General features: G+C 48.9%; 20 protein-coding genes. 13 read left to right on the top strand and 7 right to left on the bottom strand.

The window, feature by feature from the left end:
* Positions 1-127: 127 nt before the first annotated feature.
* The 7 genes from ACVA6Q_RS19085 to flgA all read right to left on the bottom strand — a co-directional run bounded on the left by ACVA6Q_RS19085 (position 128) and on the right by flgA (position 10,321).
* The gene (locus ACVA6Q_RS19085) at positions 128-1,399 is read right to left on the bottom strand and encodes an NRAMP family divalent metal transporter (protein WP_446648566.1); all 1,272 of its coding nucleotides are present in this window, start codon (positions 1,397-1,399) and stop codon (positions 128-130) included.
* 312 nt (positions 1,400-1,711) lie between these two features.
* Positions 1,712-2,602 (bottom strand): DMT family transporter, encoded by an 891-nt coding sequence (locus tag ACVA6Q_RS19080; RefSeq protein ID WP_353497423.1) that lies wholly within the window; start codon positions 2,600-2,602, stop codon positions 1,712-1,714.
* 110 nt (positions 2,603-2,712) lie between these two features.
* The gene (locus tag ACVA6Q_RS19075) at positions 2,713-3,453 is read right to left on the bottom strand and encodes a lytic transglycosylase domain-containing protein (RefSeq protein ID WP_446648565.1); all 741 of its coding nucleotides are present in this window, start codon (positions 3,451-3,453) and stop codon (positions 2,713-2,715) included.
* Positions 3,428-3,871: a flagellar export chaperone FlgN gene (gene flgN / locus ACVA6Q_RS19070; protein ID WP_446648564.1), complete on the bottom strand. Its 444-nt coding sequence runs from the start codon at positions 3,869-3,871 to the stop codon at positions 3,428-3,430. Before flgN ends, ACVA6Q_RS19075 begins: the two co-directional genes overlap by 26 nt.
* A 32-nt stretch (positions 3,872-3,903) precedes the next feature.
* Complete coding sequence (gene flgM / locus ACVA6Q_RS19065) at positions 3,904-4,188, bottom strand: flagellar biosynthesis anti-sigma factor FlgM (protein ID WP_042502029.1); 285 nt, start codon at positions 4,186-4,188, stop codon at positions 3,904-3,906.
* A gap of 91 nt (positions 4,189-4,279) precedes the next feature.
* The gene (locus ACVA6Q_RS19060; RefSeq protein ID WP_446648563.1) at positions 4,280-9,427 is read right to left on the bottom strand and encodes a polysaccharide lyase family 8 super-sandwich domain-containing protein; all 5,148 of its coding nucleotides are present in this window, start codon (positions 9,425-9,427) and stop codon (positions 4,280-4,282) included.
* A gap of 171 nt (positions 9,428-9,598) precedes the next feature.
* Positions 9,599-10,321: a flagellar basal body P-ring formation chaperone FlgA gene (flgA, locus tag ACVA6Q_RS19055; protein WP_446648562.1), complete on the bottom strand. Its 723-nt coding sequence runs from the start codon at positions 10,319-10,321 to the stop codon at positions 9,599-9,601.
* Between the two features lie 132 nt (positions 10,322-10,453).
* On the opposite strand from flgA, the gene flgB reads away from it, so the two are divergent.
* The 13 genes from flgB to ACVA6Q_RS18990 all read left to right on the top strand — a co-directional run bounded on the left by flgB (position 10,454) and on the right by ACVA6Q_RS18990 (position 24,863).
* Entirely contained in the window at positions 10,454-10,816 is a 363-nt protein-coding gene (gene flgB / locus ACVA6Q_RS19050; protein ID WP_042502033.1) for a flagellar basal body rod protein FlgB, read from the top strand.
* A 2-nt stretch (positions 10,817-10,818) separates the two neighbouring features.
* Positions 10,819-11,253 carry a flagellar basal body rod protein FlgC gene (gene flgC, locus ACVA6Q_RS19045; protein ID WP_353497419.1) on the top strand — a complete coding sequence of 145 codons (435 nt, stop codon included), beginning with the start codon at positions 10,819-10,821 and terminating at the stop codon, positions 11,251-11,253.
* On the top strand, positions 11,253-11,930 hold the full coding sequence (gene flgD, locus ACVA6Q_RS19040) for a flagellar hook assembly protein FlgD (RefSeq protein WP_353497418.1): 678 nt from the start codon (positions 11,253-11,255) through the stop codon (positions 11,928-11,930). The genes flgC and flgD overlap by 1 nt, the downstream gene beginning before the upstream one ends.
* A gap of 43 nt (positions 11,931-11,973) precedes the next feature.
* On the top strand, positions 11,974-13,173 hold the full coding sequence (gene flgE / locus ACVA6Q_RS19035) for a flagellar hook protein FlgE (RefSeq protein WP_446648561.1): 1,200 nt from the start codon (positions 11,974-11,976) through the stop codon (positions 13,171-13,173).
* A 9-nt stretch (positions 13,174-13,182) separates the two neighbouring features.
* Positions 13,183-13,914 carry a flagellar basal body rod protein FlgF gene (locus ACVA6Q_RS19030; protein ID WP_353497416.1) on the top strand — a complete coding sequence of 244 codons (732 nt, stop codon included), beginning with the start codon at positions 13,183-13,185 and terminating at the stop codon, positions 13,912-13,914.
* 24 nt (positions 13,915-13,938) lie between these two features.
* Positions 13,939-14,724: a flagellar basal-body rod protein FlgG gene (gene flgG, locus ACVA6Q_RS19025; RefSeq protein WP_353497415.1), complete on the top strand. Its 786-nt coding sequence runs from the start codon at positions 13,939-13,941 to the stop codon at positions 14,722-14,724.
* Positions 14,725-14,797: 73 nt separating this feature from the next.
* A complete protein-coding gene (gene flgH, locus ACVA6Q_RS19020) occupies positions 14,798-15,487 on the top strand; it encodes a flagellar basal body L-ring protein FlgH (protein WP_353497414.1) in 690 nt (229 codons plus the stop codon).
* Positions 15,487-16,608: a flagellar basal body P-ring protein FlgI gene (locus tag ACVA6Q_RS19015; protein WP_446648560.1), complete on the top strand. Its 1,122-nt coding sequence runs from the start codon at positions 15,487-15,489 to the stop codon at positions 16,606-16,608. Before flgH ends, ACVA6Q_RS19015 begins: the two co-directional genes overlap by 1 nt.
* A 10-nt stretch (positions 16,609-16,618) precedes the next feature.
* Positions 16,619-17,173, top strand: coding sequence for a rod-binding protein (locus tag ACVA6Q_RS19010; RefSeq protein WP_353497413.1), 555 nt, complete (start codon positions 16,619-16,621; stop codon positions 17,171-17,173).
* Positions 17,174-17,178: 5 nt separating this feature from the next.
* Positions 17,179-18,552 (top strand): flagellar hook-associated protein FlgK, encoded by a 1,374-nt coding sequence (gene flgK / locus ACVA6Q_RS19005; RefSeq protein WP_446648559.1) that lies wholly within the window; start codon positions 17,179-17,181, stop codon positions 18,550-18,552.
* A gap of 9 nt (positions 18,553-18,561) precedes the next feature.
* Positions 18,562-19,464 (top strand): flagellar hook-associated protein FlgL, encoded by a 903-nt coding sequence (gene flgL / locus ACVA6Q_RS19000; protein WP_446648558.1) that lies wholly within the window; start codon positions 18,562-18,564, stop codon positions 19,462-19,464.
* 44 nt (positions 19,465-19,508) lie between these two features.
* On the top strand, positions 19,509-20,546 hold the full coding sequence (locus tag ACVA6Q_RS18995) for a flagellin (RefSeq protein WP_446648557.1): 1,038 nt from the start codon (positions 19,509-19,511) through the stop codon (positions 20,544-20,546).
* Between the two features lie 240 nt (positions 20,547-20,786).
* Positions 20,787-24,863, top strand: coding sequence for a hypothetical protein (locus ACVA6Q_RS18990; protein WP_446648556.1), 4,077 nt, complete (start codon positions 20,787-20,789; stop codon positions 24,861-24,863).
* Positions 24,864-24,930: the final 67 nt, after the last annotated feature.

Below are 24,930 nucleotides of genomic sequence, written 5' to 3'. Positions count from 1 at the left end.
CTATTATGTGTAAATGATGATCGATCGATGAGGGTGATCTAGAATGGCTTGTAGCACGTGATTGATTTATAAACAAAAAAGCCGAAAGAAAGACTTTCGGCTTTTTGATTTGCTGGAGAAAAGGCGACTACATCAACCATTTCCACCAAATAAACACGGCAAGGAAACCAAACAGGTAAATAAGACCGATAATGGACAGCGCTTTTAACTTACTGCCCATTTGCAGAGCTTTGGGAAGTTCCGTTTTAGACACTAAAACATAGTTGAGCAGCGCAAACACTGGAGTGGTGACAAACGCCATGATCATCGCAAAGTTAAGCATTGGCATCAGTGCCTTAGCAAAGAAGGCAATGATTGAGATAGCCACAACAGACACGATAATGACCCAAGCTTGATAGCTCTTTGGATTATCTTCCGATTGGTTTTGTAGCAGTCTTTGGGATTCGGCAATCGCGCGAGAATAGCCATCAATAACGGTAATGGTGCTGCCAAAGATACAGAAGAAGGCAATCACAGCTATCAGGTAACGTGACCATTCACCAATGGTTGAAGCGTACATGCCCACCAATTGATGTGAAAATCCAACCCCTGATGCGGACAGTTCAGTGCCTGAACCATGGATCACTAAGGCACCTAGGGCGACGAAAACCAGTGCCAAGAGCGCTGTGCCGACATAACCAACATTAAAGTCGAACAGTGCCGATTGTGCGGTGACGGTTTGCTTTTTACACTGACTTTTAAGCCACATGGATGTGATGCTGGAGATCTCGATAGGCGCTGGCATCCACCCCATGGTCACTACGATAAAGCCGATGGCGGCAATGGTCCATGGAGATGGGGCTTGATAATCGGCGGGCGCGACGCTGCCGTTAGACGCTGCGATAATCACCGCTGTTACAGTTGCCACCGTCAATGTGGCCATAATCGCTTTGGACAGTCCGTCGAGCGCTTTGTAGTGACCCGCGAATAAAATCCCAATACAAGTCACCAGCACAACCCCGCAAAGGGCAAGTGAGGATAGCTCAAATGGTAGGAAATAGCCGAGCAAACTGGCGCTAAACAAGAGTAGTGCTGCCGTATTGACCACTGCGGAAATGACCGTCAGCAGCGTAAATACCCAAAGGTATCCACGGCCTAATCCTTCATAGCCTTGAATCAGACTATTGCCTGTACCGACGGTGTACTGAACCCCAGCTCTAAAAAATGGGTATTTAAATAGATTAACGAGCAAGATCAGTGCTGCGAGTTGCCAGCCATAGATGGCACCTGCTTTAGTAGAAGCAACAAGGTGAGAACCACCAACGGCGGCCGCTGCCATCATGATGCCGGGACCAAGAGAACGTACTAAGTGAGATAAGCCTGGGCGTGATGCTGGCTCTGAAGGGATAGAAGTATCCATGACATGAGTCCTTTATGATTATTATCCGTACTGCAATCGCTGTAAAAAATCATTTACGAAACGATAAAAAAATATTTCCAACACATTAATTTCTACAGTAATTTCAGCAGGATGCAATGTGATGGAATGAAAAGGACGCCTTGGTTTGGTCGGTGTATCTATAAAATGAGTTAGAAGTGGATGTTTGTGCTGATTATCTTGGGATAGATAATGCATCCTCATTGGAGGCTGGCAAAAAAGAGTAGGAAAAATATTGGAAGGAGTCGCGAGCACAAAGGCTCGCGACGCTAGTAATAGGGTGCTATCTAGCGATTAAGTTTTAGGTTTTCTCTTCAGCTGCTGCACAACAAGTCCAATCACAATTAACATTAAGCCGACGAGTGTCGATGGATGGATTTCTTCGCCGATAACGGTGGCAAGCAGCATCAGTGAGATAAATGGTGAAGCAAAGATCAGATTACTGATACGCGCAGTATTTTGTGTCAGCTTCAAAGCGCTCAGCCAAAGAACAAAGGTGATACCCATTTCGAAAAGACCCACATAGCTTACCGCCAGCCAGCCCTTTAGGGTGATACTCGACCAAGCGGCACCCTCATAGATCGCGACACCGAAAGCAAATGGTAACGCCACCAAAAAGCCGAGCAGTACACCAACAACCGGATCGGCAGTGTTTTTGGTGTTCAGGATCCAATAGCCTGCCCAAAGCAAAGTGGAAAGCAGCGCTAGTGCCACGCCTGCTGGACTATCAAATTGCAGTCCTAGCACATCCCCTTTAGTAGCGATGACCACCACACCTAAATAGCCGAGTGCACACGCAAACCAATCTTGCGGACGGATTTTCTGTTTTAGGAATACCGCCGCCATTAAGGTTAACGTGATTGCCCAGCTGTAATTGATGGGCTGCGCTTGCGACGCTGGTAGTAAGTCATACGCCTTGAACAGAATAAGGTAATACGCGAGAGGATTGATCAATCCCAGCAATAGGTAGTACCAAGGATTGGAAAAAAACGTGGTTTTGAGTTGAGACAGCGTCCCTTTTACGGCGCAGACAATGACCAGAGCGATGGTTGAGGCAACCGATGCTGCGGCGACCATTTGCGCAGGGGTAAATTCAGCCAATGTGAGTTTAAATGCCGTCGCGACCGTAGACCACAGTAGGACAGCCGATAACCCAAACAGCAGGGCTTTGCGTTCGTTTTGCATGGAGAGTTAGCATTAGGATGGAGTAAACAATGTCTGCATCTTACCAGTGAATGGCATTCTGAAAACAGCAGTTTGTGGTGACGAATCACACAAGATTGCAGCGAGCTCAACTAAAGTGAGATCAGCGGTGGCAGCGGTGTCAGATCGATCAATGGCGCTTGTTGCCATGAAGGTTCACTGGCAAACAGCCATAAGGTATCAACGTGATTTCCTTTAAGTGAAGAAATGTCGACGAGACTCATTAAGGCGTAAAAACGCCGTACATAGTGCACGGTCTCATTGGGCAGTTTGAGTTTTGAGAATTCACGACTGCCCGCTTTATTGATTGCGCGTTGTACTCGTCCTTCTCCCGCGTTATAGGCCGCTAGAGTAAGATTAATATCGCCCTCAAATTTGCGATATAAAAATGACAGATATTGCATCGCTGCCTGTGTGCTCGGCTCAATATCAAATCGCTGATCGAGGTTTTGCTCTACGATTAACCCAAAGCGTTTGGCGGTGGCTGGCATGAGTTGCCAAAGTCCTGCGGCTTTGGCTGGCGAGACCGCTTTGGGGTTATAGGAAGACTCCAGCATAGGCACCAGTACTAAGCTTTCGGGTAGTGACCTTTTGCTTAGCTGTTTGAAGATTTCATCCACTAAAGGACTGAACTCCTCGAACTTTTTAGTGATATGGGTTTGATAGGGTTTTAACGTGGCGATATGTGGGGCTATGTCCGCTTGGGCAGGGGCACCTTGGGACGGTTTGGCATAGCTTATGCTGTGCCCAAAGCACAGCAAACTTATCACTAGCAAAGCATACCAGTGAGGTTGGCGCCAATAACGGCTAAACCGCGCGAGCATGTTCCTCATAACTGTGCTGCTTTTGCCCCGTCAACTCGCCGAGCAATTCTTGGAAAGCGGCGGAGCTTTGGCCGTTGTTTTGGTTGTATTTTTGGCACTGTGCAATCAAAGACTCAAGGATGTGCCATTGTTTGTGCACGTTGTCTGACAGCTTTGCAGGCAGCGCTCTAATTAAGCGTTCAACCCCAGCTTGAGAGCAAGGCAGTTTTAATTGGGTGAGTGCCTGACTGCGGTTGCTGGCATTGCGGCCAAGTTGATTCAATATCGGCAGTTGGCTCTGGATATTGTCGCTCAGCGATTCCCCATCAAACTTGAGGTACAAGGCTTTTTGATGTTGCAGTAGTGCGAGCAGTTTTCGGTACAGTTTAATATCGTCAGAAATGCTCAGCACGAAGGCTTGTACTAGCTCGGTTTTCGATGCGGCCATGGTTGGTTACTCCACTCAATGGGGTCGCGTGCTTAGGATTCGTGACCAGTATGAAAACGCATCACCGCTTGCGACAGGGCTTTAACATCCAGACCCAATTCGCCATTCGCCAGCGCATTACGCACCGCTTCGACTTTGGCCATATCCACATTTGGCATAGCAGCGAGTTCGGCTTGTGCCTTGTCTAGTGCGGCTGTGTTGGCATTGAATGCGGCTTCAGACACGGTTTTACGCTGCGGCGTTTCTGCGGTTTGAGTTTTAGACTGGTTGAAGTTAGTTTGTGGGACATGTCCGCCGGCCACCTTATCGATTTTCATCACAAATTCCTGTCTGCATTGTTGTTAACAGTATAGGGCGACAGGCAAACAAAAAGTATTAAACATTTTGTTTGCCTGTGATTAGGTTACATTAGTTGATTTCGTCGATGCGAACACTCGCCGGCATGCCAAGGTAAAGGTTTTCTCTACCTTGATAGTCCTCATTATCATTAATATCAGGCAGTTGGAAAGTTATTTCTGTACCGTTATTGATACTTGAAACCCATACCTGTTGCGAGGGCAGCGCCTCCTTTTTGATACCTTGAGTCAGATAAGAGTATGTACCCGGTGAAAAGTTGAGACTTACGTTCAAAACAATTTCATTGTGGGTTGTCAAAGAGACATGCTTAAAGCTTTTTGTCGGCGCTTCGACATTCGGGTCGTCATGAGCGGTAGGATCACTCACCGTGATGTCCCACTCACCAGAGCTCAACTGACTCATTTGTACCAGAGCAGGTTTGTTGACGGAGACCTTAAGGCCATTATCAAACGTCATCTCTCCGCTCTGCCTAAAGACCATTTGTGCGACGTCGGTACCTTTGTCGGGGTTTTGATAGTAAATGGCTTCAATGCCCGAACTCGGCAGTTGATGCACCTCAAGCTGGGTGAGGATTTGTTGCACCCTTGTGGGCATCTCTTGCGCAGTGACAAAAGGCAACGTCAGGTAGGTGTAGTGACTGCGTTCTCCAGCACCTTCAATCTCAGTACCGTGATTAATGGCAATGAGCAGTGGCTGTAGACGCGCACCATCCTCTCCGGCTTGCTGACTTGGATCTGAATCGGGAATGCTGTCGCCGCCACGTAAGTAGGTTCGAACTTTTTGACCATTTTGCGGCAGGATGACATAGCCTTTGTCGCCCTGATGGAACCACATAACCTGCTCGGATTCACTGAGCGTAGGGTCACTGGCGGGGCTCGAAGACCAGCTAGTTTGCAGCTGTGCTACTTTCACACCATCCGTGCCGACACTTGAACCTTGGCCTGGGTTGTAAGTCAGAGGAGTAGACCATGCAAGCTGATCGATGACGGTTAATATCTGTGAATTATTACCACCAGTTGCGAGATCGTCTCTTACTCGTTGAATGCTATTGCCCATCGCAACCACCATATCATCGAGGAAGAAGTAAGACTTATTGGCCGTGACTGTGGTGTAGCTATGGTCGCTGGCGTAGTCAAACGCCGCCATCGCATAAGCATTCTGTGGATCTTGCGCGTCATTTGTCAGTACGGATGAAAATGCAGACGGGTTGCCAGCCTTTTCGCTAGATTGCAGTGGTGGGGTATCTTGTCGCCACGACTCGGTCACCCCTGGAAGTAAATGCCAGTCCCAGTCATAACGGATATCACTATAATCCTGGTCACTGGTTTTGACTTGCAGCACGCCGCGCCCATTCATAAATCCAAATGCGCTGTCAGAGAAGCTTTCGGCCCCGCGAGTTCGCTGAGATTCAAGCTTCACAGAGCTAAACCATTCTCGGTACTCTGCGTGGTTAGTGTCATACGTCTCCCTGCGGTGGACCAGATAATCATTGGTCCAAAAGGCGTTGCTGCCCAGTTGCTGGTGGGTGTCTTGGTTAATGTTTGAGGTTAACTCCGTCAACTGAGTAATAGCATTCTGATCGGTTGACTCTGGTGCGGATTGGGTGAGCAGCTCTGCATCTCGACTTAAGATGTAATTACCAAAATCACCGATATGACTGCCGTAGTGACTGCGTCCGACCGCCTGAAAGTCGGTGGATTCACCATAAATGAGCCAAGGCATCATGTAGTTAAGCACATTCATTGAAAACTCATAAGGGGTATGTGAGGCTTCAAACGCTGTGCCTTTCAGATAAGATGCAAACACATAAGGCTCTTCGGTTAGCCACTCATATCCGTACGCGTACATGGCTAAGTCTTGTCTTAATCCTACGTGGTGACTCATGGTACCGTCTGGTAACAAACCGGAGCGGCCATAGCTTTGTGCACTGATGCCATTGGTGTCGATCCACTGCTTCAGATCGCCAAAGCTTCCCAGAGGGCTCCATCCCGGTAACAAAGTTGTCCCTTGTGATTGCCAGCCGAAACCGGGTTGATCGCCCTCGTAGTCTGGGTACCACAATGCGTTGTATGTGATCGGGCGGTTGTAGTCTTTATAGAAGGCAACCATAGCTGCCCACGTTCTGAGTCGGTGTGCGCGGTTAGCGTCGGCCCAAGCACCTGGAGAGGAAGCGAGATCCTTAGCGTTGTAGTAACGGTGGTAATCAATGGAGGCCTCACCCACAGGCAAGTCAAACGCCACCTCAGACAGGAAATGACTGGTCTTATCAAATACCCGCGTGTAAAGGCTCTTGCCATCTGCTCGGCCTTTATGGATGTCTTCGGCTAGCGCGATAATGACACCAGAGATGGGGTCGGTGAAGCGCCAAGCGTGTGTGGTGTCGTTGTACTCAACACCTGCGAAGTTACCAAAGTCAGAACTCGGGAAGACATCAAGCCAGGCCTCTAGGGCATGCAATAAGGTCGCTTTCAGGGTACTTCGCTCAGATCCGGATTGATACTCGGGTAGGTGAGTATACGCACGAGCCAGAGCCGCAAGATGCAGTGCACTTTGCTCAAGCTCATCAGCCAAAATCGATTTGCTAACGACCTGCTGACCGTAATAGGCGAGATCATCTTCATTCGGGTAATCATAGAAATTGATCGCGAGGTTGCTGTCCTCAACCCAGCCAGAGCTGGTGCTCTTAAATCCATGGCGGACTTGATAGTTGTTGCTAGCCAGAGTCGTTACCTGGTCGCTGACCAAAGCATAATCATAGTCTCTACCGCTGTGTAGGCGATAGGCTTCGTCTGTGGCGTAGAGATAGAACTGGTCAAAGAACTGCTGCCATGCTGTGGTATTAAGTGCTTCGACCAAGGTCTCCACTCGAGCAATCGCGCTGCCCGCTTGCTGGAGCTCAATTTCAACCAGATGGTTGTTGTCCCAATCTACGCTGTCATCCTTTTTCAGTGTCAGTACCCCGAACAATCGGCCGTCCTGATCTCGAACATTAGTGAGCGTGAACAGATCACTGTCGTCACGAGTGAGAACAAAAGCGAGATCGGAGTCTGGTGCCGATTCTGGCGCAAAGCGATTGCTGACAGGCTGGATTCGACCTATCACTTCTGCGCCGCTCTTGGAGCGAGTCTCAATTTCAAATCGTTCGAAAAGCAGTGTATCGCTGGCAAAAGAGGTGTGATGGAAGCGCTGATCGTCTAGGTCATCGTTGTCACCCACACCATCTTTATCACTGTCACGGTAGTTATTCGGATTGTTCGGCAGTTCATCATGTCGCAGCCCCGAGTCTAACTGACATAAATAGTTACATGCTTCGTTCCATGCATCAGGGTAACCGTCGCCATCAGAGTCGACACTGGCAGCGGCGTTATAAGGAAATGCATCCTTATTGTCGCCCACACCGTCGCCATCGCTGTCTAACCATTCGGTAGGATCGTTAGGGAAGGCATCACGACCATCAGAAACACCGTCGTTGTCGCTATCGATAACTGTGGTCAGTGAGAAAGCATCCAGTGACGCGCCATTGGCGTCATCAAAGCGGATCATTAATGAGTGCTTGCCTGCGGATAGTGGGATATCGGCATCCAGCATGACGGTTTGATATTGGCGAGGATCGGCGACATTTGCTGTGTATTCAAGCGGGTAGCTGTCACCATTGATATGTATAGAAAGCTCAACAGGTTTGCTGATTTGGCCACTGCCAGCGGTTAGGGTGAGTTGATACAGCCCGTCTTGTTGTACTTCAAGATCATACATCAACCATTCATCATCGGCGGTGTTAGCAATCCCGTAGGTCGGGTTGCCCGATGCGTCACTTTGGTTGTTGTTATGGATATCGACGTCGACATCAGTACGATGCTGATCTTTTGAGTTCCCCGGCGTCGAATCATAATACGCTTGGCCGTTTAATCCGTATTGAAAGTGCTCGGCTTGCATGCTGCCCGGCACCTTCATTACTGGAGGCTCCCAAAGATCCTGCAGTAATGGGTAAATATCGGCATTGTCGCCTACGCCATCCTTATCGGAGTCGAGCTGTTCATTCGGGTCATCGGGGAAGGCGTCCAGTGTTAAAGGCGTCGTAGAGTCTTGTTGAGTCTTGCCTTCATTCCAAGCATCGGGGTAGCCATCCTTATCAGTATCAATGCTGGCTGCTGGGTCATCAGGAAAAGCGTCTGCATTGTCGCCAACCCAGTCACCGTCGCGATCGGGCGAGGAGACAATGTCAATGTCTCGAATGCGGAAGCCATTACTGGTAAAGCGAAGCTCCAATTGTTGGCGCCCCTCAAGCAGTGTTAACCCTTTCATGGTAAAGGGCTCGAAGTTATAGGCACCAGCACCTTGAGTATTAAAAGTTAACTGACTTAGCAGGTCGCCAGCTTCGTCTCTAAGCTCCAGCGTTTTATCGCTTGTACTATCTGATGCAAGGTAGAAAACAGCATCGTAAGCACCGCTCTGTGCTATGGATGTTTCGAACTTTAAATATTCTCCAGGTTGAGTCCAGCCTACCAGAGGGATTTGATTACTGACTCGAATGTCGACATCATCTTGGCGATATCCGCCGCCAGCATTGCCTTCGGTGGTATCGAAATAGCCACTGTAATCGGCCGCCATGAAGTCTCCCGGTAATCGGGCGTAATTGACCAGGCTTGAGCCCGCACCATATTGAGTATCGGCGGCGGAAGCGGCCTGATCTAAGATGAGGGCAAAGCTGTCTAGGGATAAGGCGCCGCTGTGTAAGCGAACCTGAATCGTGATGTCGCCCTGTGGCAACCAGATATCTGATAGAGTTTCGGTTTGAAAACTGCGCACATCGGCAACCAGTGGGGTGTAAGTCATTGTGCCCAAATGACTGCCATCGGTGAGGTGAAAGCTCAGAGTCATAGGTTCTGTTTTGTTACCTGCGACCAGAGCATCAAGACGGTAACGGCCCGCTTGAGCTAGGTTAAGGCTGTAGTTCAGGTATTCCCCCTCTTTGATCCAGCCCACGGCATAGCCACCAGAACCATTACTTCTAATATCGACATCCTCAGTACGATAATTACCACCAGCATTACCGGGGGTGGTGTCAAAATAGCCGACATTCTGACCTCCTGTGTCATAGTCCTCGAACTCGATATTGAGAGTGTTTGCAGCAAGCGAAAAAGGTGCAACTAGGGTTAGGATCCCTATTGTTTTGCACTTTGGGAAGGTTGATTTATACATAACCACCACTTTTGTTTTATTGAAAAAAGCATTGTTTTTCTTCTACGATAACTTTCTTCAATAACTTGAACGCTGTGATTTTTGGAATCCATGTTCAAGTCTAACAATATGGCTTACGGTAAATATAGGTGGTGGTTATGGTTTGGGTTTGTTGAGGGGGCTGACCTGTGCTTAAAATTGCGTATGCACTTGATTTAATCCAGTAACGACGGCTCGAATCACTTTTTTTGACTGGCTATTTTGCACCTTAATCTGTTCACCTTCTCCACCCGTTTGTAAGGCGATGCCCTTGGTGGTGGCATTAAAACCGCCTTTGGCGGCGACGATCACCACTTCATTTCCTTTTTCAACCAATGGTGGGTTACTGACAAACTTAGCATCAATGATCTGCCCGGCACGCATCCTTCGCGTGACCTGTTTACCACGCAATGTCGACAGGTCGGTCACAAAGGCCGTTGCGCGCGACAAGGTGCGTGTTTCGAGTCGAACCGATTTGGCATCTACCGTGGTATGACGATTGAGCGTGGTGGTTGCCACTGCCACAGGCAAGGATAAGGTCGCCTTGATGCTGGCATTAATGCGCCAATCATTCACTCCGTCTTCACAGCTGACGCTGCGTTTTAAATTGCCTACAGGCAGCGCTTGATGGTCACGGCTACTGATGATGAGCGGTGCTATGCATTGATCGAGATGTTTTGCTGACTCTGGAACCAATATCACCAGTTTGGCGTCGTGCTTACCCCAGCGATGGCGCTCGGCGAGCTGCTCAATCTCCAAATCAAGCGCGTGGCGCACCGCGTGCTCGATATCCAACCGCGTCATTTTGGCGTGGCTGGTGGCGAAAGCAGACAGTGATATTGCCCCCAATAATAGACCTATGATCCATTTCCCCATGTCATATCTCGCTTCCGTGAATCGGAAGTTCCTCTTCCTTTGTTTTGTGTAATTCATTGTTTTTATTGAAATAAAAAATTGGCACGCATCTTGTTGTTAATTAGGGACGACCGCCCATTTAAGGACAAAGAGATGGCAATCAGTTTTGACAGTGCGTTAGGCGTGCATCCCGAAGCACTCAATTTTCGAGTTCAGAGAACCAAGGTGCTAGCCAGTAACTTAGCAAATGTCGATACACCTGGGTACCTAGCAAAAGACCTGAGCTTTACCACGGTGATGAAGCAAGCCAGCGCCAATGGTGTGCACAGCACGACACCAAAGTTGGACATTGCCACTCAATACTCCGTGCCGTACCAGAACAGCAAAGACGGCAACACGGTAGAGCTGGGCGTTGAGCAGGCCAAATTCACTCAAAACAACATGGATTTTCAAACTAGCCTGACCTTCATGAACATGAAGTTTAGCGGGCTAGCGAAAGCGATTGAGGGACGTTAATCATGTCATTTACCGATATTTATTCTATCGCTGGCTCAGCCATGACGGCGCAAACGGTACGACTTAATACCGTGGCCAGTAACCTTGCCAACGCAGACGCCGTATCGGCCAACCCAGATGATGCTTATAAGCCGCTCAAGCCTGTGTTTGCCACTGTCTACAGCCAAACCCAATTGGCGAGTGATCAAGGGGTGTACCCCAATGCCGAAGTGCGCATTGTCGATGTGGTGAATAGTGGTGCTAAAGCCGAACAACGTTTTGAGCCGAATAACCCACTCGCCAATGAAGAAGGTTATGTCTATTACCCGGGCGTTGATGTGGTGGCGGAAATGGCAGACATGATGTCCGCATCACGCAGCTTTGAAACCAATGTGGAAGTGCTGTCGAATGTGAAAAGCATGCAGCAAGGATTACTTCGTTTAGGGCAGGGCAGCTAATGAGTATTGCACAGTTCACCGCGCTGGATACGGACTCTCCAGTCGCCCAGCAAACTAATGCTAATGTGTCTGCGAATCCGCAAGACGCCAACAGCGCTAGCTCACTACAAAATGAGTTTATCACCTTAATGGTGGCGCAAATCCAGAACCAAGATCCACTCAATCCGCTTGATGGCACCGAGTACGTTAGCCAACTGGCGCAGTTCTCTCAGGTACAAAGTACCGAGAACATGTCAACACTAATGCAAAACAGCATGGTGCTTCTCGACAACATGCAGGTGCTATCGACTGCAAGCCTAGTGGGTCAAACCGTGTATGTCAGCAGCAACGAGGTTGAACTGGCGGACGGCGCGCAAAAAGGTCGTATTGAGCTCGCCCATTCATCGAGCCAAGTGAATGTGGTGGTGGAAGACGAGTTTGGTCAAAAAACCAAAGTGCCACTGGGCGCTCACCCTGCCGGTGACGTGGATTTCACCATCAACCCAGAAGAGCTGGGTCTTAAGCCGGGCAAGTACTCTATTTCAGTCGAAGTACAAGACGGTCAAGCGCAGCCAAATTTGCTGCTGGCAGGTGAAGTTCAACAAGTCCGTATTCCTAGCACAGGCGGCGCGGCGATGGTCAATGTCGCTGGCGTGGGCAATGTGCCTTTCTATGAAATCAGTCAGTTTGGTGCTTAGCGCCGAGTGTAAAACCCATAATTATCAGAATTAAGAGGACATCATGAGTTTTAATATTGCTTTAAGTGGCTTGGATGCTACGAATACTCAGCTAAACACTATCAGTCATAATATTGCTAACGCATCGACTTACGGCTTTAAGCAAGCGCGTACCGAGTTTTCTGCGGTCTATAACGGCATGCAGGCAGGCGGTGTGGAAGTGGCATCTATTTCACAGAACTTCGACAAAAATGGTTCGGTATCCGGCACGGGGCGTTCGATGGACTTAGCCATCAATGGCAATGGCTTCTTTGTGACTAAAGATGGTATGGGGCAAACCCTGTACACCCGCTCAGGTGTGTTTGGTACCGACAAAGATAACTATGTGGTCGGCAACACGGGTGCCAAGCTGCAAGGTTATGGTGTTGATAGCAACAATAACCTACTCCAAGGCTCTGTGGGTGACATCAAGATCAGCACCTCTTCTCTAGCGGCACAAGCAACCGACAAACTGGACTTTATCGCCAACTTCGATGCAAGTGCGACAGCGATTGACCAAACAGTGACGCCATTTGATTCTTCAAATCCAGATTCATTTAACTCTTCTTACACCTCAAAAGTGTATGACTCGCTTGGCAACTCCCACACAGTAACTCAGTACTTCACCAAAACTGCCGACAACTCGTGGCAGGTGAATGTTGAGGTGGATGGTTCGCCAACGACGCCAGCGACAACACAGCAAGTAGACTTTAACGCTGACGGTACGCTTGCTTCTCCAACTGGCAGCTTTAATGTTTCTTTCCCTGCTGCCGGTGCGAATGGGATGAGCATCGATATCAGTCTAGCGGGCAGCACCCAGTTTGGCGCGGCATTTGGCGTAAGTACCAACAGTCCAAATGGTTACACCTCTGGTGAGCTTGCGGGTGTGCGTGTTGAGAACAACGGCATGGTATTCGCCACTTACACCAACGGTCAGTCGCAGATGCAAGGTCAGGTGGTGCTGGCGAACTTCGCTAACCCACAAGGCTTGGCAAAAACCAATGGTACCGCTTGGACACAAAGCTTTAGCTCAGGTGCACCTGTGGTGGGTACACCGGGTACTGGTGTATTGGGCGATCTGACGCCGGGTGCGCTGGAAGGCTCCAACGTAGACCTCACATCTGAGCTTGTGAACCTGATGACGGCGCAGCGCAACTACCAAGCGAATGCGAAGACGATTTCTACGTCTGACAAACTTACTCAAGCGCTGTTTAACGCGGTATAGAGGTAGGCCATGGATAGCTTGCTATTTACTGCGACCACGGGCGCGAGTCGCGTCCTTAAAGCGCAGCATGTTCGTTCAAACAACTTATCGAATGCCGATACGGCGGGCTTTCGTGCGGATATGGAGCGCGTCAACAGCGTTCCATTGCAAGGCTCAGGTTTCGATGGCCGCACTATGGTGGTCACCAACTCAGCCGCGACGCGATTTGATTCAGGCGACGTGGTGAAAACCGGTCGCCCACTTGACATTGCCATCATGGGCGAAGGCTATATCAGTGTTCAAACCCCTGCCGGTAACGAAGCCTACACTCGCGCCGGTAACATCAAAGTGGACGATTTGGGTGCTATGAGCATCAATGGCTTTGCCGTTGTTGGTGATAACGGTCCTATGGTATTGCCTGAATTTCAGAAAGTGGAAATCAGTGAACGCGGCCGTGTGTCGGTGATCCCACCTGGCGGCGGTGCGGAAGTGGAAGTTGGCACACTGAAACTGGTTAAGCCGGATATCACTCAGTTGCAAAAAGAGAGTGACAGCCTACTGCACAGCCTTGATGGTCAGCCGTTTGCGGCGGATGCGACGGTCAATCTAGCGCCTGAGCATATCGAGAGCAGTAACGTTTCAGCCATTGATGAGCTGCTGAGCGTGATGTCACTCACCCGCAACTTCGAGATGCAGATCCGCATGATGAAAACCGCGGAAACTTTAGCGCAATCCGGAAACAAATTAATGAGTGCGAGCTAGAAGGCTCGCCTACAGGAGTAAACCATGCATTCAGCATTGTGGGTCAGTAAAACAGGGATGGCCGCCCAAGACACCAAAATGACGGCGATTTCCAACAACCTTGCCAACGTTAATACCGTCGGTTTCAAACGTGACCGAGTGGTATTTGAAGACTTGTTCTACAGCATTCAGCGCCAACCTGGCGCTCAGGTAGACCAAGTGAATGAGCTACCAACCGGTGTTCAGTTGGGTAGCGGTGTTCGCGTTGTGGGGACGCAAAAAGTGTTCACTCAAGGCAGCTCACAAAACACAGGGCAAGAGCTAGATTTAGCCGTCATGGGACAGGGCTTTTTCCAAATCGAAAATTCCGATGGCCAGATCATGTACACCCGTAACGGCCAGTTTCATGTCAACTCAGAAGGTTTAATGGTCAACAGCCAAGGTCTACCGCTTGAGCCGCAAGTGCAGATCCCAGACAACGCATTGACGGTTTCTGTGGGTGTCGATGGCACGGTGACGGCAACAACAGCCGACGGCCCTGCACCACAAGAACTGGGTCAAATTACCCTAGCTAAATTCATTAACCCCGCTGGCCTTGAAGCGATTGGTGGCAACTTGTTTAAAGAGACTGAAGCAAGCGGTCAAGCACAAGAGCTGATTGCGGGTGAAGAAGGCGCAGGTAGCATCAAGCAAGGCTCACTGGAAGGCTCAAACGTGCAAGTGGTGGAAGAGATGGTCGACATGATTACCACACAGCGCGCTTATGAAATGAACGCCAAGGTCGTATCGGCGGCCGATGACATGCTTAAGTTTGTCGCGCAAGCGGTGTAACGGGTTTCGGTAACCAAACTCGTTGAGCAAGCGAGTTGAGTGAGCGGGAGATAACGTGAAAGGAAGTAGTAATATGAAATGGTTTTCGCGACGCCTAATAGAAAAAGGCATAGTGGCACTGACGGTGCTACTGCTCGCTGGATGTGCAGCCAGACAAGAGTTTGTGCCGCCAGAGCCAGATGAGCAGAAGTACGCGCCGCCAGAGTTAAACTACGCGCTGCCTGAGGCAACCAATGGCAGTTTGTACCGTCATCAATACAACCTTACGTTATTTCAAGATCGCCGCGCCTATCGCGTCGGCGATGTGCTCACCATTTTGCTGGTGGAAGAAACCCAATCGAGCAAAAAAGCCGATACCAAGTTTGGTAAGTCATCGAATGTGGATTTTGGTGCCGCTAACATAGGTGGTACTACGATTAATGAAACGGCGGTGGGCATTAGCGGTAACCGCGCTTTTGACGGCAGTGCCGCCAGTTCGCAAGGCAACAAGCTTGAGGGTGCCATTACGGTCACTGTGCATGAAGTGATGCCAAACGGCGTACTCAAAGTTAGCGGTGAAAAGTGGATCCGCCTCAATCAAGGTGATGAATTTATCCGCGTCACTGGTATCGTCCGCGTTGACGATGTTGACCGTTATAACCAAGTCTTTTCACACCGTATCGGTGATGCTCGCATTACTTACTCAGGACGCGGCGCTTTAGCAGATAGCAACTCAGCGGGTTGGCTAACGCAATTCTTCACAAGCCCTTGGATGCCATTCTAATGTTGAAACTTCGTCACTTTTTTAACGCCCTTACTGCTGTGCTTGCCCTTGGTTTAACGCCAATGGCACAGGCGGAAGTGGAAATCCCAATTATGGATTTGGTTGACGTACAAGGTGTGCGTAGCAACCAACTTGTCGGTTACGGCTTGGTAGTAGGCCTTGATGGCCAAGGCGACCGCAACCAAGTGAAATTTACCGCTCAATCTATTACCAACATGTTGCGTCAGTTTGGCGTGCAGATTGGCGACGATGCTAACCCAAAGCTGCGTAACGTGGCATCGGTTAGTGTGACCGCCTCGGTCGATCCGATGGCAGGTCCCGGCCAAATGCTGGATATCGTGGTTTCGTCGATTGGTGATGCCAAGAGCTTGCGTGGCGGCACGTTGTTGTTAACACCTCTGCGTGGTGTGGACGGTGAAGTGTACGCTGTGGCTCAAGGCAACGTGGTTGTTGGCGGTGTGTCTGCGGAAGGGCGCAGTGGGTCTAAGATAGCCGTGAACACGCCAACAGCCGGCCGCGTGCCAAATGGCGCGACGCTGGAGCGTGAAATTCCATCCGACTTTAATACTCGTCCACAAATTACCTTAAACCTGCGCAAAGCAAGCTTTACCACGGCGAAGAACATCGCTCGTGAAATCAACGGCACCTTTGGTCCCGATGTAGCAATTGCGGTCAACAAGGTTCGTGTGGATATGCGCGCGCCAAAGGATTCCCAGCAGCGCGTGACTATGATGTCGATGCTTGAAGAGATGAGCGTGGTTGAAGGCCGCAAGCCAGCGCGCATTGTGTTTAACTCGCGCACCGGCACTGTGGTGGTGGGTAAAAACGTCAAAGTCACGGAAGCGGCGGTTAGCCATGGCAACTTGACGGTCGCGATCAGTGAATCGCAGCGCGTCAGTCAGCCTAATGCCTTTGCCGATGGCGATACCGTAGTGGTAGACCAAACCACAATCGACATTAATGAAGACCAAGCACAAATGGTGATTTGGCCGGAAGGAACTGAACTGAATACTATTGTCAATGCAGTCAATAGTTTAGGTGCAACGCCAACAGACTTGATGTCTATTCTGCAAGCGCTGCACGAAGCAGGCGCGCTCAATGCTGAGCTGGTTGTGATATAGGAGACGCAGTATGAAAATCGATGCCATGAACGATACGACTCGCGTCAACAGCATGCTTTATCATGACAATGCGGCGCTAACTAATATCAAACACAGCAACGACAGCCCTGAAGCGCTAAAAGAAGTGGCGGGGCAGTTTGAGGCCATGTTCTTGCAAATGGTGCTAAGACAAATGCGTAGCAGCAGTGACGCACTGGCCGACGAAGACAGTCCGTTTTCCTCGCAACAACACGGCGTATTTAGAGATATGCACGATGGACAGCTGTCGATTGAACTGGCCAAAAAACAGAACTCTGGCATTGCCGACATGCTGGTAAAACAGCTCGGTCCCGCTCACTCTTTTCAGTCGAATCGAGAAGTGCAGTTTGATGCCTCGCGCGTCCAATCGCTAGGGGCGGCCAACGATTTGGAAGCCAAATCACAATCTCATACAGCCAGCCTTACAAATGGCGCACCTGCGGTTAATGAAGCCAATAACGCGGCCGCCTTTAATCTTCAGTCGCCTAGTGAGGCAGCCATGACCATGGCATTTTCTCAGCCTCTTATGAAAATCACGGAGCGTTAATCGTCATGAGTCTTATTAATATCGCCCTCACCGGGATGAATGCCAGTCGCGTGGCATTAAATGTCACCGCGCAAAACGTGGCGAACGTGAATACCCCTGGATACAGTCGCCAGCAGGCACTCATGTCTTCGGTAACGGGGGGAAAATACGATTACAATTCACCAGGAATGGGCGTGGAAGTCACCAGCATTCGCCGCGTGACCGATCAATACTTGGTGAAGCAAACCTGGTCCACAGCCAGTGAAGCTAACTACTCTGCTGGCTATACGTCGGCGATGAGCCAGTTAGAAAATATGCTGGGTGCCGATGGTTTCAGTTTGTCATCTGGGCTTGATAGCCTGTTTGCTTCACTCAACGATGCGACCACCAAACCAGAATCGACCCCACTTCGTCAGCAGGTGATCAATGAATCGGAAGCCCTAGCGCGCCGCTTCAATACGCTCACCGAATCGCTGCATAATCAGCATAAAGATGTACACGATCAGCGCAATGCTGCACTGTCGCATGCCAACAGTGTGATGGCGAACATTGCCCAAGTGAACAAGCAGATCGTTGAGATGCAAGGCACGGGCGGCAATTCTTCGCAACTAATGGATACCCGTGATGCCTTGATTGGTGAGTTGTCTACCATCATGGCGGTGAAAACTACAGAGCAGCCTGATGGCAGTGTTCAAGTCTCTTTAGCGTCTGGTCAGCCCTTAGTCATGGGCTCAGATGCCAGTGTCATCAAAGCGATTCCAGATCCAAGTGACCCTTACCTTGCCGATTTGCACATCGAATTTGGCAATCAGACGTTTGCAGCCAAAGGGGATATTGGCGGCAAGCTGGGGGCGCTGCATGATTATCAAGTCGACGTGCTCAAGCCGAATCAACAAGCGATTGATGATATGGCGCGCAGTGTGGCCGACGAGTTTAATGCGGTATTGGCAGCTGGCACTGATCTCAATGGTAATCCGGGTGCGCCGCTGTTTACTTACGACCCTGCTAACCCTGCGGCCAGTTTAGATATTACTGCCATCAGTGCTGATGAATTGGCATTTTCTAGCGATGGGAATCCAGGCAACAGCGACAATCTTAAAGACCTGATTGATATCAGTAACAAACCGGTGGCCATCAGCGGTTATGGGTCAGTCACCCTCAATGATGCATTTACCGCTATGGTAGGTGACACCGCTATTCGAGCTAGACAGGCTGAGTCGGATTATCAGGCGAAGCAGGCGATGTCTGAGCAAGCGGTTGCCGCACGCGATAATGTCAGTGCGGTCAACAGCGACGAAGAAGCAGCGAACCTAATGACGTTTGCTAACGCACACAACGCCAACATGAAAGTGATCAGTACAGCGAATCAATTGTTTGATTCGGTATTGCAGCTATTTTAAGGAGAGACCATGAGGATCAGTGATACTCAATTTAGCCAAATGATGCTGCAAAGCCTGCAAACCAATAACGCAGGCCTTGGCAAGGTGATGCAGCAAATGGCCACAGGCGATCGACTGACTAAATTGTCAGATGACCCAATGGCATCGATTCAATTGCTCAACCTTGATCGAGAAGGCGCGGCAATCAATCAGTATCAGCGCAACATCGCCAATGTCAAAACCACGCTATCTAGTCAAGAAGTTCACCTAGACTCGGTCAATGAGAGTCTAAAAAGCATGCGCGAGTTGGTGCTTTGGGGAGCGAACGGCACGCTCACCGATGAAGATCGACAGGGGATGATCACTGAACTTGAAAGCTTGCGAGACTCGGTTCAGTCATCATTCAACTCTCAAGATGAAGAGGGTCATTACCTTTTCTCCGGTACTAAAACCGATACCCCAGCGATTTCTGATGCGGGAGGCGGTGTGTATTCCTTGGATGGCAACAGTGATAAGCGTGTAGTGACCGTCGCTAAAGGCGTAACAATGGAGGCTAATACTACGGCGCAAGACATCTTAGATTTAGGTGGCGGCGACAATGTATTGAATCAAATCGACCGATTGATTGTGGAATTTCAGAACCCGAGTCCAAATTTTCAAACCGAAGTTGGTGCCAGTCTGGATGCCATTGATAATACCTTAGGCAATGTGCTTGGTGCGATGACAGAAATTGGCGGCCGTCACAACAACCTCGATTTGATGGATGGTGCCCACAGTGAGAACAAGCTGTTTGTCGACAAGGTGACTAGTGATGTCTCTGCACTCGATTACGGCGAGGCGTCGGTGCGGCTTAGCAACTATATGGCAGCGCTGCAAGCCACACAGGCCAGCTACATGCAGATTAATGATTTATCTCTATTCGACCGCATTTAGCGGTCGTTTTTGCCACTCGGCAATAAGGCTCAAGGAACGGTGTTATGGCAGTAAGTACGGTTGAAGTTAGACCGCATAGTATAAAGCTCACAGGGCAGGGAACGACGAGTATTGCTCCCTCGCAAGCGTCTGATACCACAACAACCTCGCTCTCCAAACATCTTCTCAAGCCGCAAGCGGAAATCGCTTCCGCTTATTCGTTATCCGGCGTGCTGCTGACACAAGGTCAGCAGCACGCCACGTCGGTACAAATTGCCACGAAAGCACTACAAGGCGTGGGTAAAGAGCTGACACAAGTGAAAAAGCAGCTCACCCAAGCGTTATCGCACGGCTCTACGCCACAGATGACCGACAAGCTGTCGCGTTCAAAGCAAGTGATTGAAGCAACGCTTAATCAGGCACGCTTTGATGGTAAACGTGTGGTCGACAATGAGCTGCATCTAAAGCTTGATACCTCGGATGTAAGGCGCTTTTCGATCCCGGGTCTCAATGTGCACCGCATGAGCGAGCGTGCCGAACAAGTGCGTCTAGACTTTCCAAGCGGCGGCTCGGTGATGCTGCAATTTGACGGTCAGTCCGATGGTCAGCGCACCGTTAAACAGCTCGACCGCAGTGTTATCCCAATGGGCATGCGCGCGTCACTCGCCAACGATGGCAGCATCGTATTTGAAGTGCATGAGTCGGCATACGCAGCGATGCAGCAGCAAGTTCGAGTCACAGGCGAAGGCCACCGCTTCCCAGCAGGCCAGGCCAACACCTTTTCCATTCAAGCCGAGCCGGATGGCATGGCGGAACTCAAATTTGACTTAGGTTCTCGTGATGGCATCAAACAATCCATCGCCAAGGTGAACCAACACCTAAAACAAGCACAATCCAGCCTAAGCGAAGCAAGGCAATTCCAATCCCAACTCGATACGCAAATGACGCGTATTCAGAGCCAATCTAAGCTCCCTTCCGCGCAACAAGTCAGCGAAACACTCTCTGGTTTTAGTCAGCTTTCACAAGATTTCACGACAACATTTCAGGCACTCAATGCGCAGGCGAATGTGAGACGTCATACGGTCGTGGCGCTGCTTAAGTGATAAATGAATGCCACTCATTTTTGTCATGAATGCTTGGTGTTTTACATATAAGTGATTGAAATAAAGTGCCTTTATCAATGTATACAACACATATCAACGATTTATTAATTGCTTTATGACTGAGTGTGCATATTTATAAAACAATCCGCACATTATGAAATAAAGTGCATCTAGGGCAACTAATTGACACGGTTCTGACATTACAATCACGCGCTAGATTGTCAACGAAGGAATCGTAGGATGAAAAAAGCATTAAACCCTATTGTGATCTCATTGGTTGCTGCGGGCTTGAGTGCCTGTGGAGGCGGTGGCGATGACTCCGGTGCTGGAGCTAACTCAGGCACGGAAGGGATTTTTTCAATAACTGTCATAGATGGCTATTTGAACAAAGCAAGTATAACAGCTATTGAGAGTGGGCGATGTGATACCCAACTTGGTGACCAAGCGGTGATCGCAAACACCACCGAGCACGGTAAAGCTGAAATCGCTAATAAATATCTCAACCACACACTGTGTGCTTATGCGGTGAAAGGGGTGACCATTGATGAGGATAATCTTGATGGCTCGCCTGTTGCAGAATCTTTTGTCCTGACAGTCCCGCGCGCAAGTCAGTTTAATGTGATTACGCCATACACTTCCATGGTACACGAAGCGCTAATGAAGCAGTTGGATACACCAGATGCTGAGGTCACTAATGATTTGGTTGCTCAAGCAAAACAGACGGTGATCGATTCACTAACCAATGTCACCAACAACTCATCGCTGGTATTCGGTGACTATGTTTCTCAAGGATTTGCCGATGAAAATGGTGATATGGCTTTGGCACAGTGGCAAGCCAAAACCCTTCATAATGTCGCTCGCAGCTACGTTATTCAAAAAGCCAAACTGCTTAAGCAGCTTAACGAGCAAGTAAACAAGCTCAAAGAGAGTGAAGGCAATGAAGAGTCTGTATTGGCATATAAGGATACCTACCACTATTTACTGGTTGACTTAATTAGCAAAGTCCAGCGTCACGCCAACGACAATGCTGAAAAGTACCGCGATCACTTTGTGGATAAAGACCTAGTTGGCAATATCGATTTTAGTAAAGGCATTGTCTCGTTGCCTGAATGGAATCCTGGTGATGTCGTTTGGACGATTCCAGAAGTTGAAGTCGTTTCATCAATCAGTTTTGAGTTAGCATCAAATAGCTTGGCCAAAGGTAAAGCTCAAAGTCTAGGGCGTGCCAAAGCGAAATTCCCGAATGGTAACTCTCGAAATCTGTATTCCGGTGTGACGTGGGAAAGTAGCAATCAAGCGGTTGCTAAAATTGAAAATGGCAAACTTCATGCTCTTGGTCTTGGCACCACGCAGATCATCGCAAATTATGGCGAGCTTAGCCACTCGGTAGCATTTGAGGTAACCGCTGCAATACTCGATGGCATTTCAATTGAAATGGCGAGTCAAGAGCTGCGCAAAGGAGATCGGGGCGATTTGCCGGTCGTTACTTCCCTTCTAAGTGACGGTAGCCAGTCACCATTAACAGCAGGTGTCACATGGACCACATCAGACAGTAGTAAGTTAGTGGTTGAAGACGGGAAGCTAGTTGCAAAACAAGAAGGCACAGTTATGCTGACTGCGAGTTACGAAGGGTTCAGTGAGTCACTGTCATTGAAAATACTACCTCCAGTAGCTACAGCGATGTCTTTTAGTGTTGATACCTCTAAACTTCATGCTGGTACTTCGATGCAGCTTGGCGCCATTGAGGTGACGTTTAGCGATGGCACGGCAGAAACAGTTAGTTCTGGCATTGAGTGGTCAAGTGACACAGCAGGTTTGGTCAGTGGCAATACTCTTAATGGCATCGCACAAGGTAGTTATAGTCTAACTGCGACTTATCAAGGCGTAAGTAAAACTATCACTATTGAAGTGCTTGAACCAACACTAACTGGGATTACGATTACTATTGGCCTGAAGGAGCTGAGAGTCGGAGATAGCTTGGAGCTTGGTGGAGTTTCAGGTATTTATAGTGATGGTAGCGGAGGAGTTATCGAGGGTGCTGTATGGCGCAGTCTTAGCCCTTCTGTCGCTGTAATCGAGGGCGGTAATGTTAAAGCCTTAGCGGTCGGTAGTGCCACGGTAGAAGCTAGCTTTGGTGGCTTTACAGAATCCAAGTCATACACGGTTGTAAAGGCGGATCTAGAAGATATTCGTTTTACCGGCTTACCTGAGAGCTTAGCAACAGGCCTGATACTGAACCTGCCAACTGTATTTGGTCGATATAGTGATGGGTCAGATAAGCCAATTACAGACCAAGTCACATGGAAGAGTTCGGATACTTTAGTAGCCGCTATTGCTAGTAACCAAATCAAGGCACTGAAACCTGGTTCAACCGCGATCACGGCTAGTTATCAAGGTAAAGAGCATACTTACAACCTCGCGATTGGCGAAGCTGAAATTACCGACATTGCGCTCAATATCGACGCCAGCGATTTCAATAAAGGGGAGCAGCTACCTTTAGAAGTGGTTGCGACACTCACCGATGACACGACAAAAGTGATCACCGAAGGTGTCATCTGGACGGTGAGTGATGAGACCGTTCTTGGTGTCAGCGATATGACTTTGGTCGCTAAAGCAGAAGGCAGTGCGACCCTAACAGCCAAGCTAAAAGACGCTGTTGCTCCTACCGTTGAAATTACTGTATTGCCACCAACGGTTGCTAGTATGTCTCCAGATTGGTTAACGGGCACGCTGACGTTGACGGAAGGCGACAAAGTGCCAATGGATATTACCTTCACGTTTACCGATGGAACGACCGAGTCTTTCAACCAAGTAACCTACTTCCATTCTGGTTCCAGGTCGGATTATGTTGATGAGTCTGGACTGAATGTTGTCAAGCTCAACAAAACAGAACGCTATATACGAGCTGTGCGTAAAGGGACTCATAACTCCCTTCAGCTAAGCAGTATGCCAGCGCGACTCAATGAGCTGCTCAGGCTCTATGTTGACGGTCAACAGGACTTATCGCCAAATCGCAGCTACACCAATCTAAAAGTAAGCATTTCCAACAACCCCGACGTGTATCAGTGGCATAGAATTATAGACACAGTAGTAGGTGAAGATGCGTTTGAGGCGCAGACGATTGTTTCAAACGATACTATTTATCGATTCTGGAATGTGGACAATGGACCCTACTATGATGTTTATGTTGGTAAAGTAGACAAAAATGGGGTGTCTGAATACCGCAAGTTGTTAGACAATAGAGTTGTCATTAATAACGAGTTAATAGATGGTGGAGGGCATGGGTACTACGCTATGGTTACTCAAAACTCGACTGAAGTTCAGTTCTTGCAACTCCTTGATCTTAAAACAGGCGAATTAGGAGAGCCTGTTGTTATTTCTAAGGAGCAGTTTAGCCCTACCAATAGATACTTGAGCATATCTGACAGTGAGCAAGTTGTATTTGTCGATAAGGATGGTACACCGATCATTGCTGATCATGACAGCAGTCATGTGTTCGTTTATCGCTATAACAAAGCAAACCAATCTTGGAGCCTAGGCTCCAGCGTGAAAGGTGAAGTTATCCAGTTGAAGAGTTACCCTGACCATATCGTTGTTGCGGACACCACATACTTCAATTCGACAGAGCAAGTACTTCCCACCTATCACTTCATTTCGCGAAGTACGGGTTTGTTAGAACGCAGCATTTCTATGACTGAGCGCGCAGTGGGCGATGGCACATGTAAAGGAACTCCTCAATTGATACCGCAAGCATCGCCGTTTGTTTTCGCGGGATATTGTGTTGAAACCGATGGCTATCACCTTTGGTCTGACATAACGCAGTTACCTTATGGTATATACCCAGATCCAATGAAGGGTGAAGAAGTAGTGATTGGAGGGAGCTACGGAAGTGTCGCGAACCAATTGCCAAATGGGAATATTATCGGACAGTCTTACTTGACGAGGATTAATGATGAGGAGTTCATACAGGTCAATGAACTAAACCCTAGTATGGCTACCACCAAAACCTATCTACTTGATTGGAGAGATTCTCATGGCATTGCTCAGCCGACTAAATATGAGTTTATAGCCCATGACTCGACTGATTTGGGACAAAATAATCCACACGTAGATAATGAGTGGGTGCAAATATTTAGTATGAACATGGGTATTCGTAATGCTGAAGGTTGGTCTATTGATAGTGAGATGTATGCGCTGCCAAAGAATGTGACTATCAACTATAGCCTTCTTCAAAGTCAAAATACTTGGTTCCTATTAAATGATACCGGCAGAGGGCAGGAGATCTGGTATTTACAACACCGAAACCCTAGCCTTTAAATGAGCAAATGCCAGTGCAAACATGCACTGGCATTTTTCTATGTGCCTTTGTATACACCGTTATCAA

The organism is Vibrio sp. DNB22_10_4 (genome assembly GCF_052879755.1).
The sequence above is the reverse complement of the archived record's forward strand: the minus strand, read 5'-3'. Positions and strand labels throughout refer to the sequence as shown.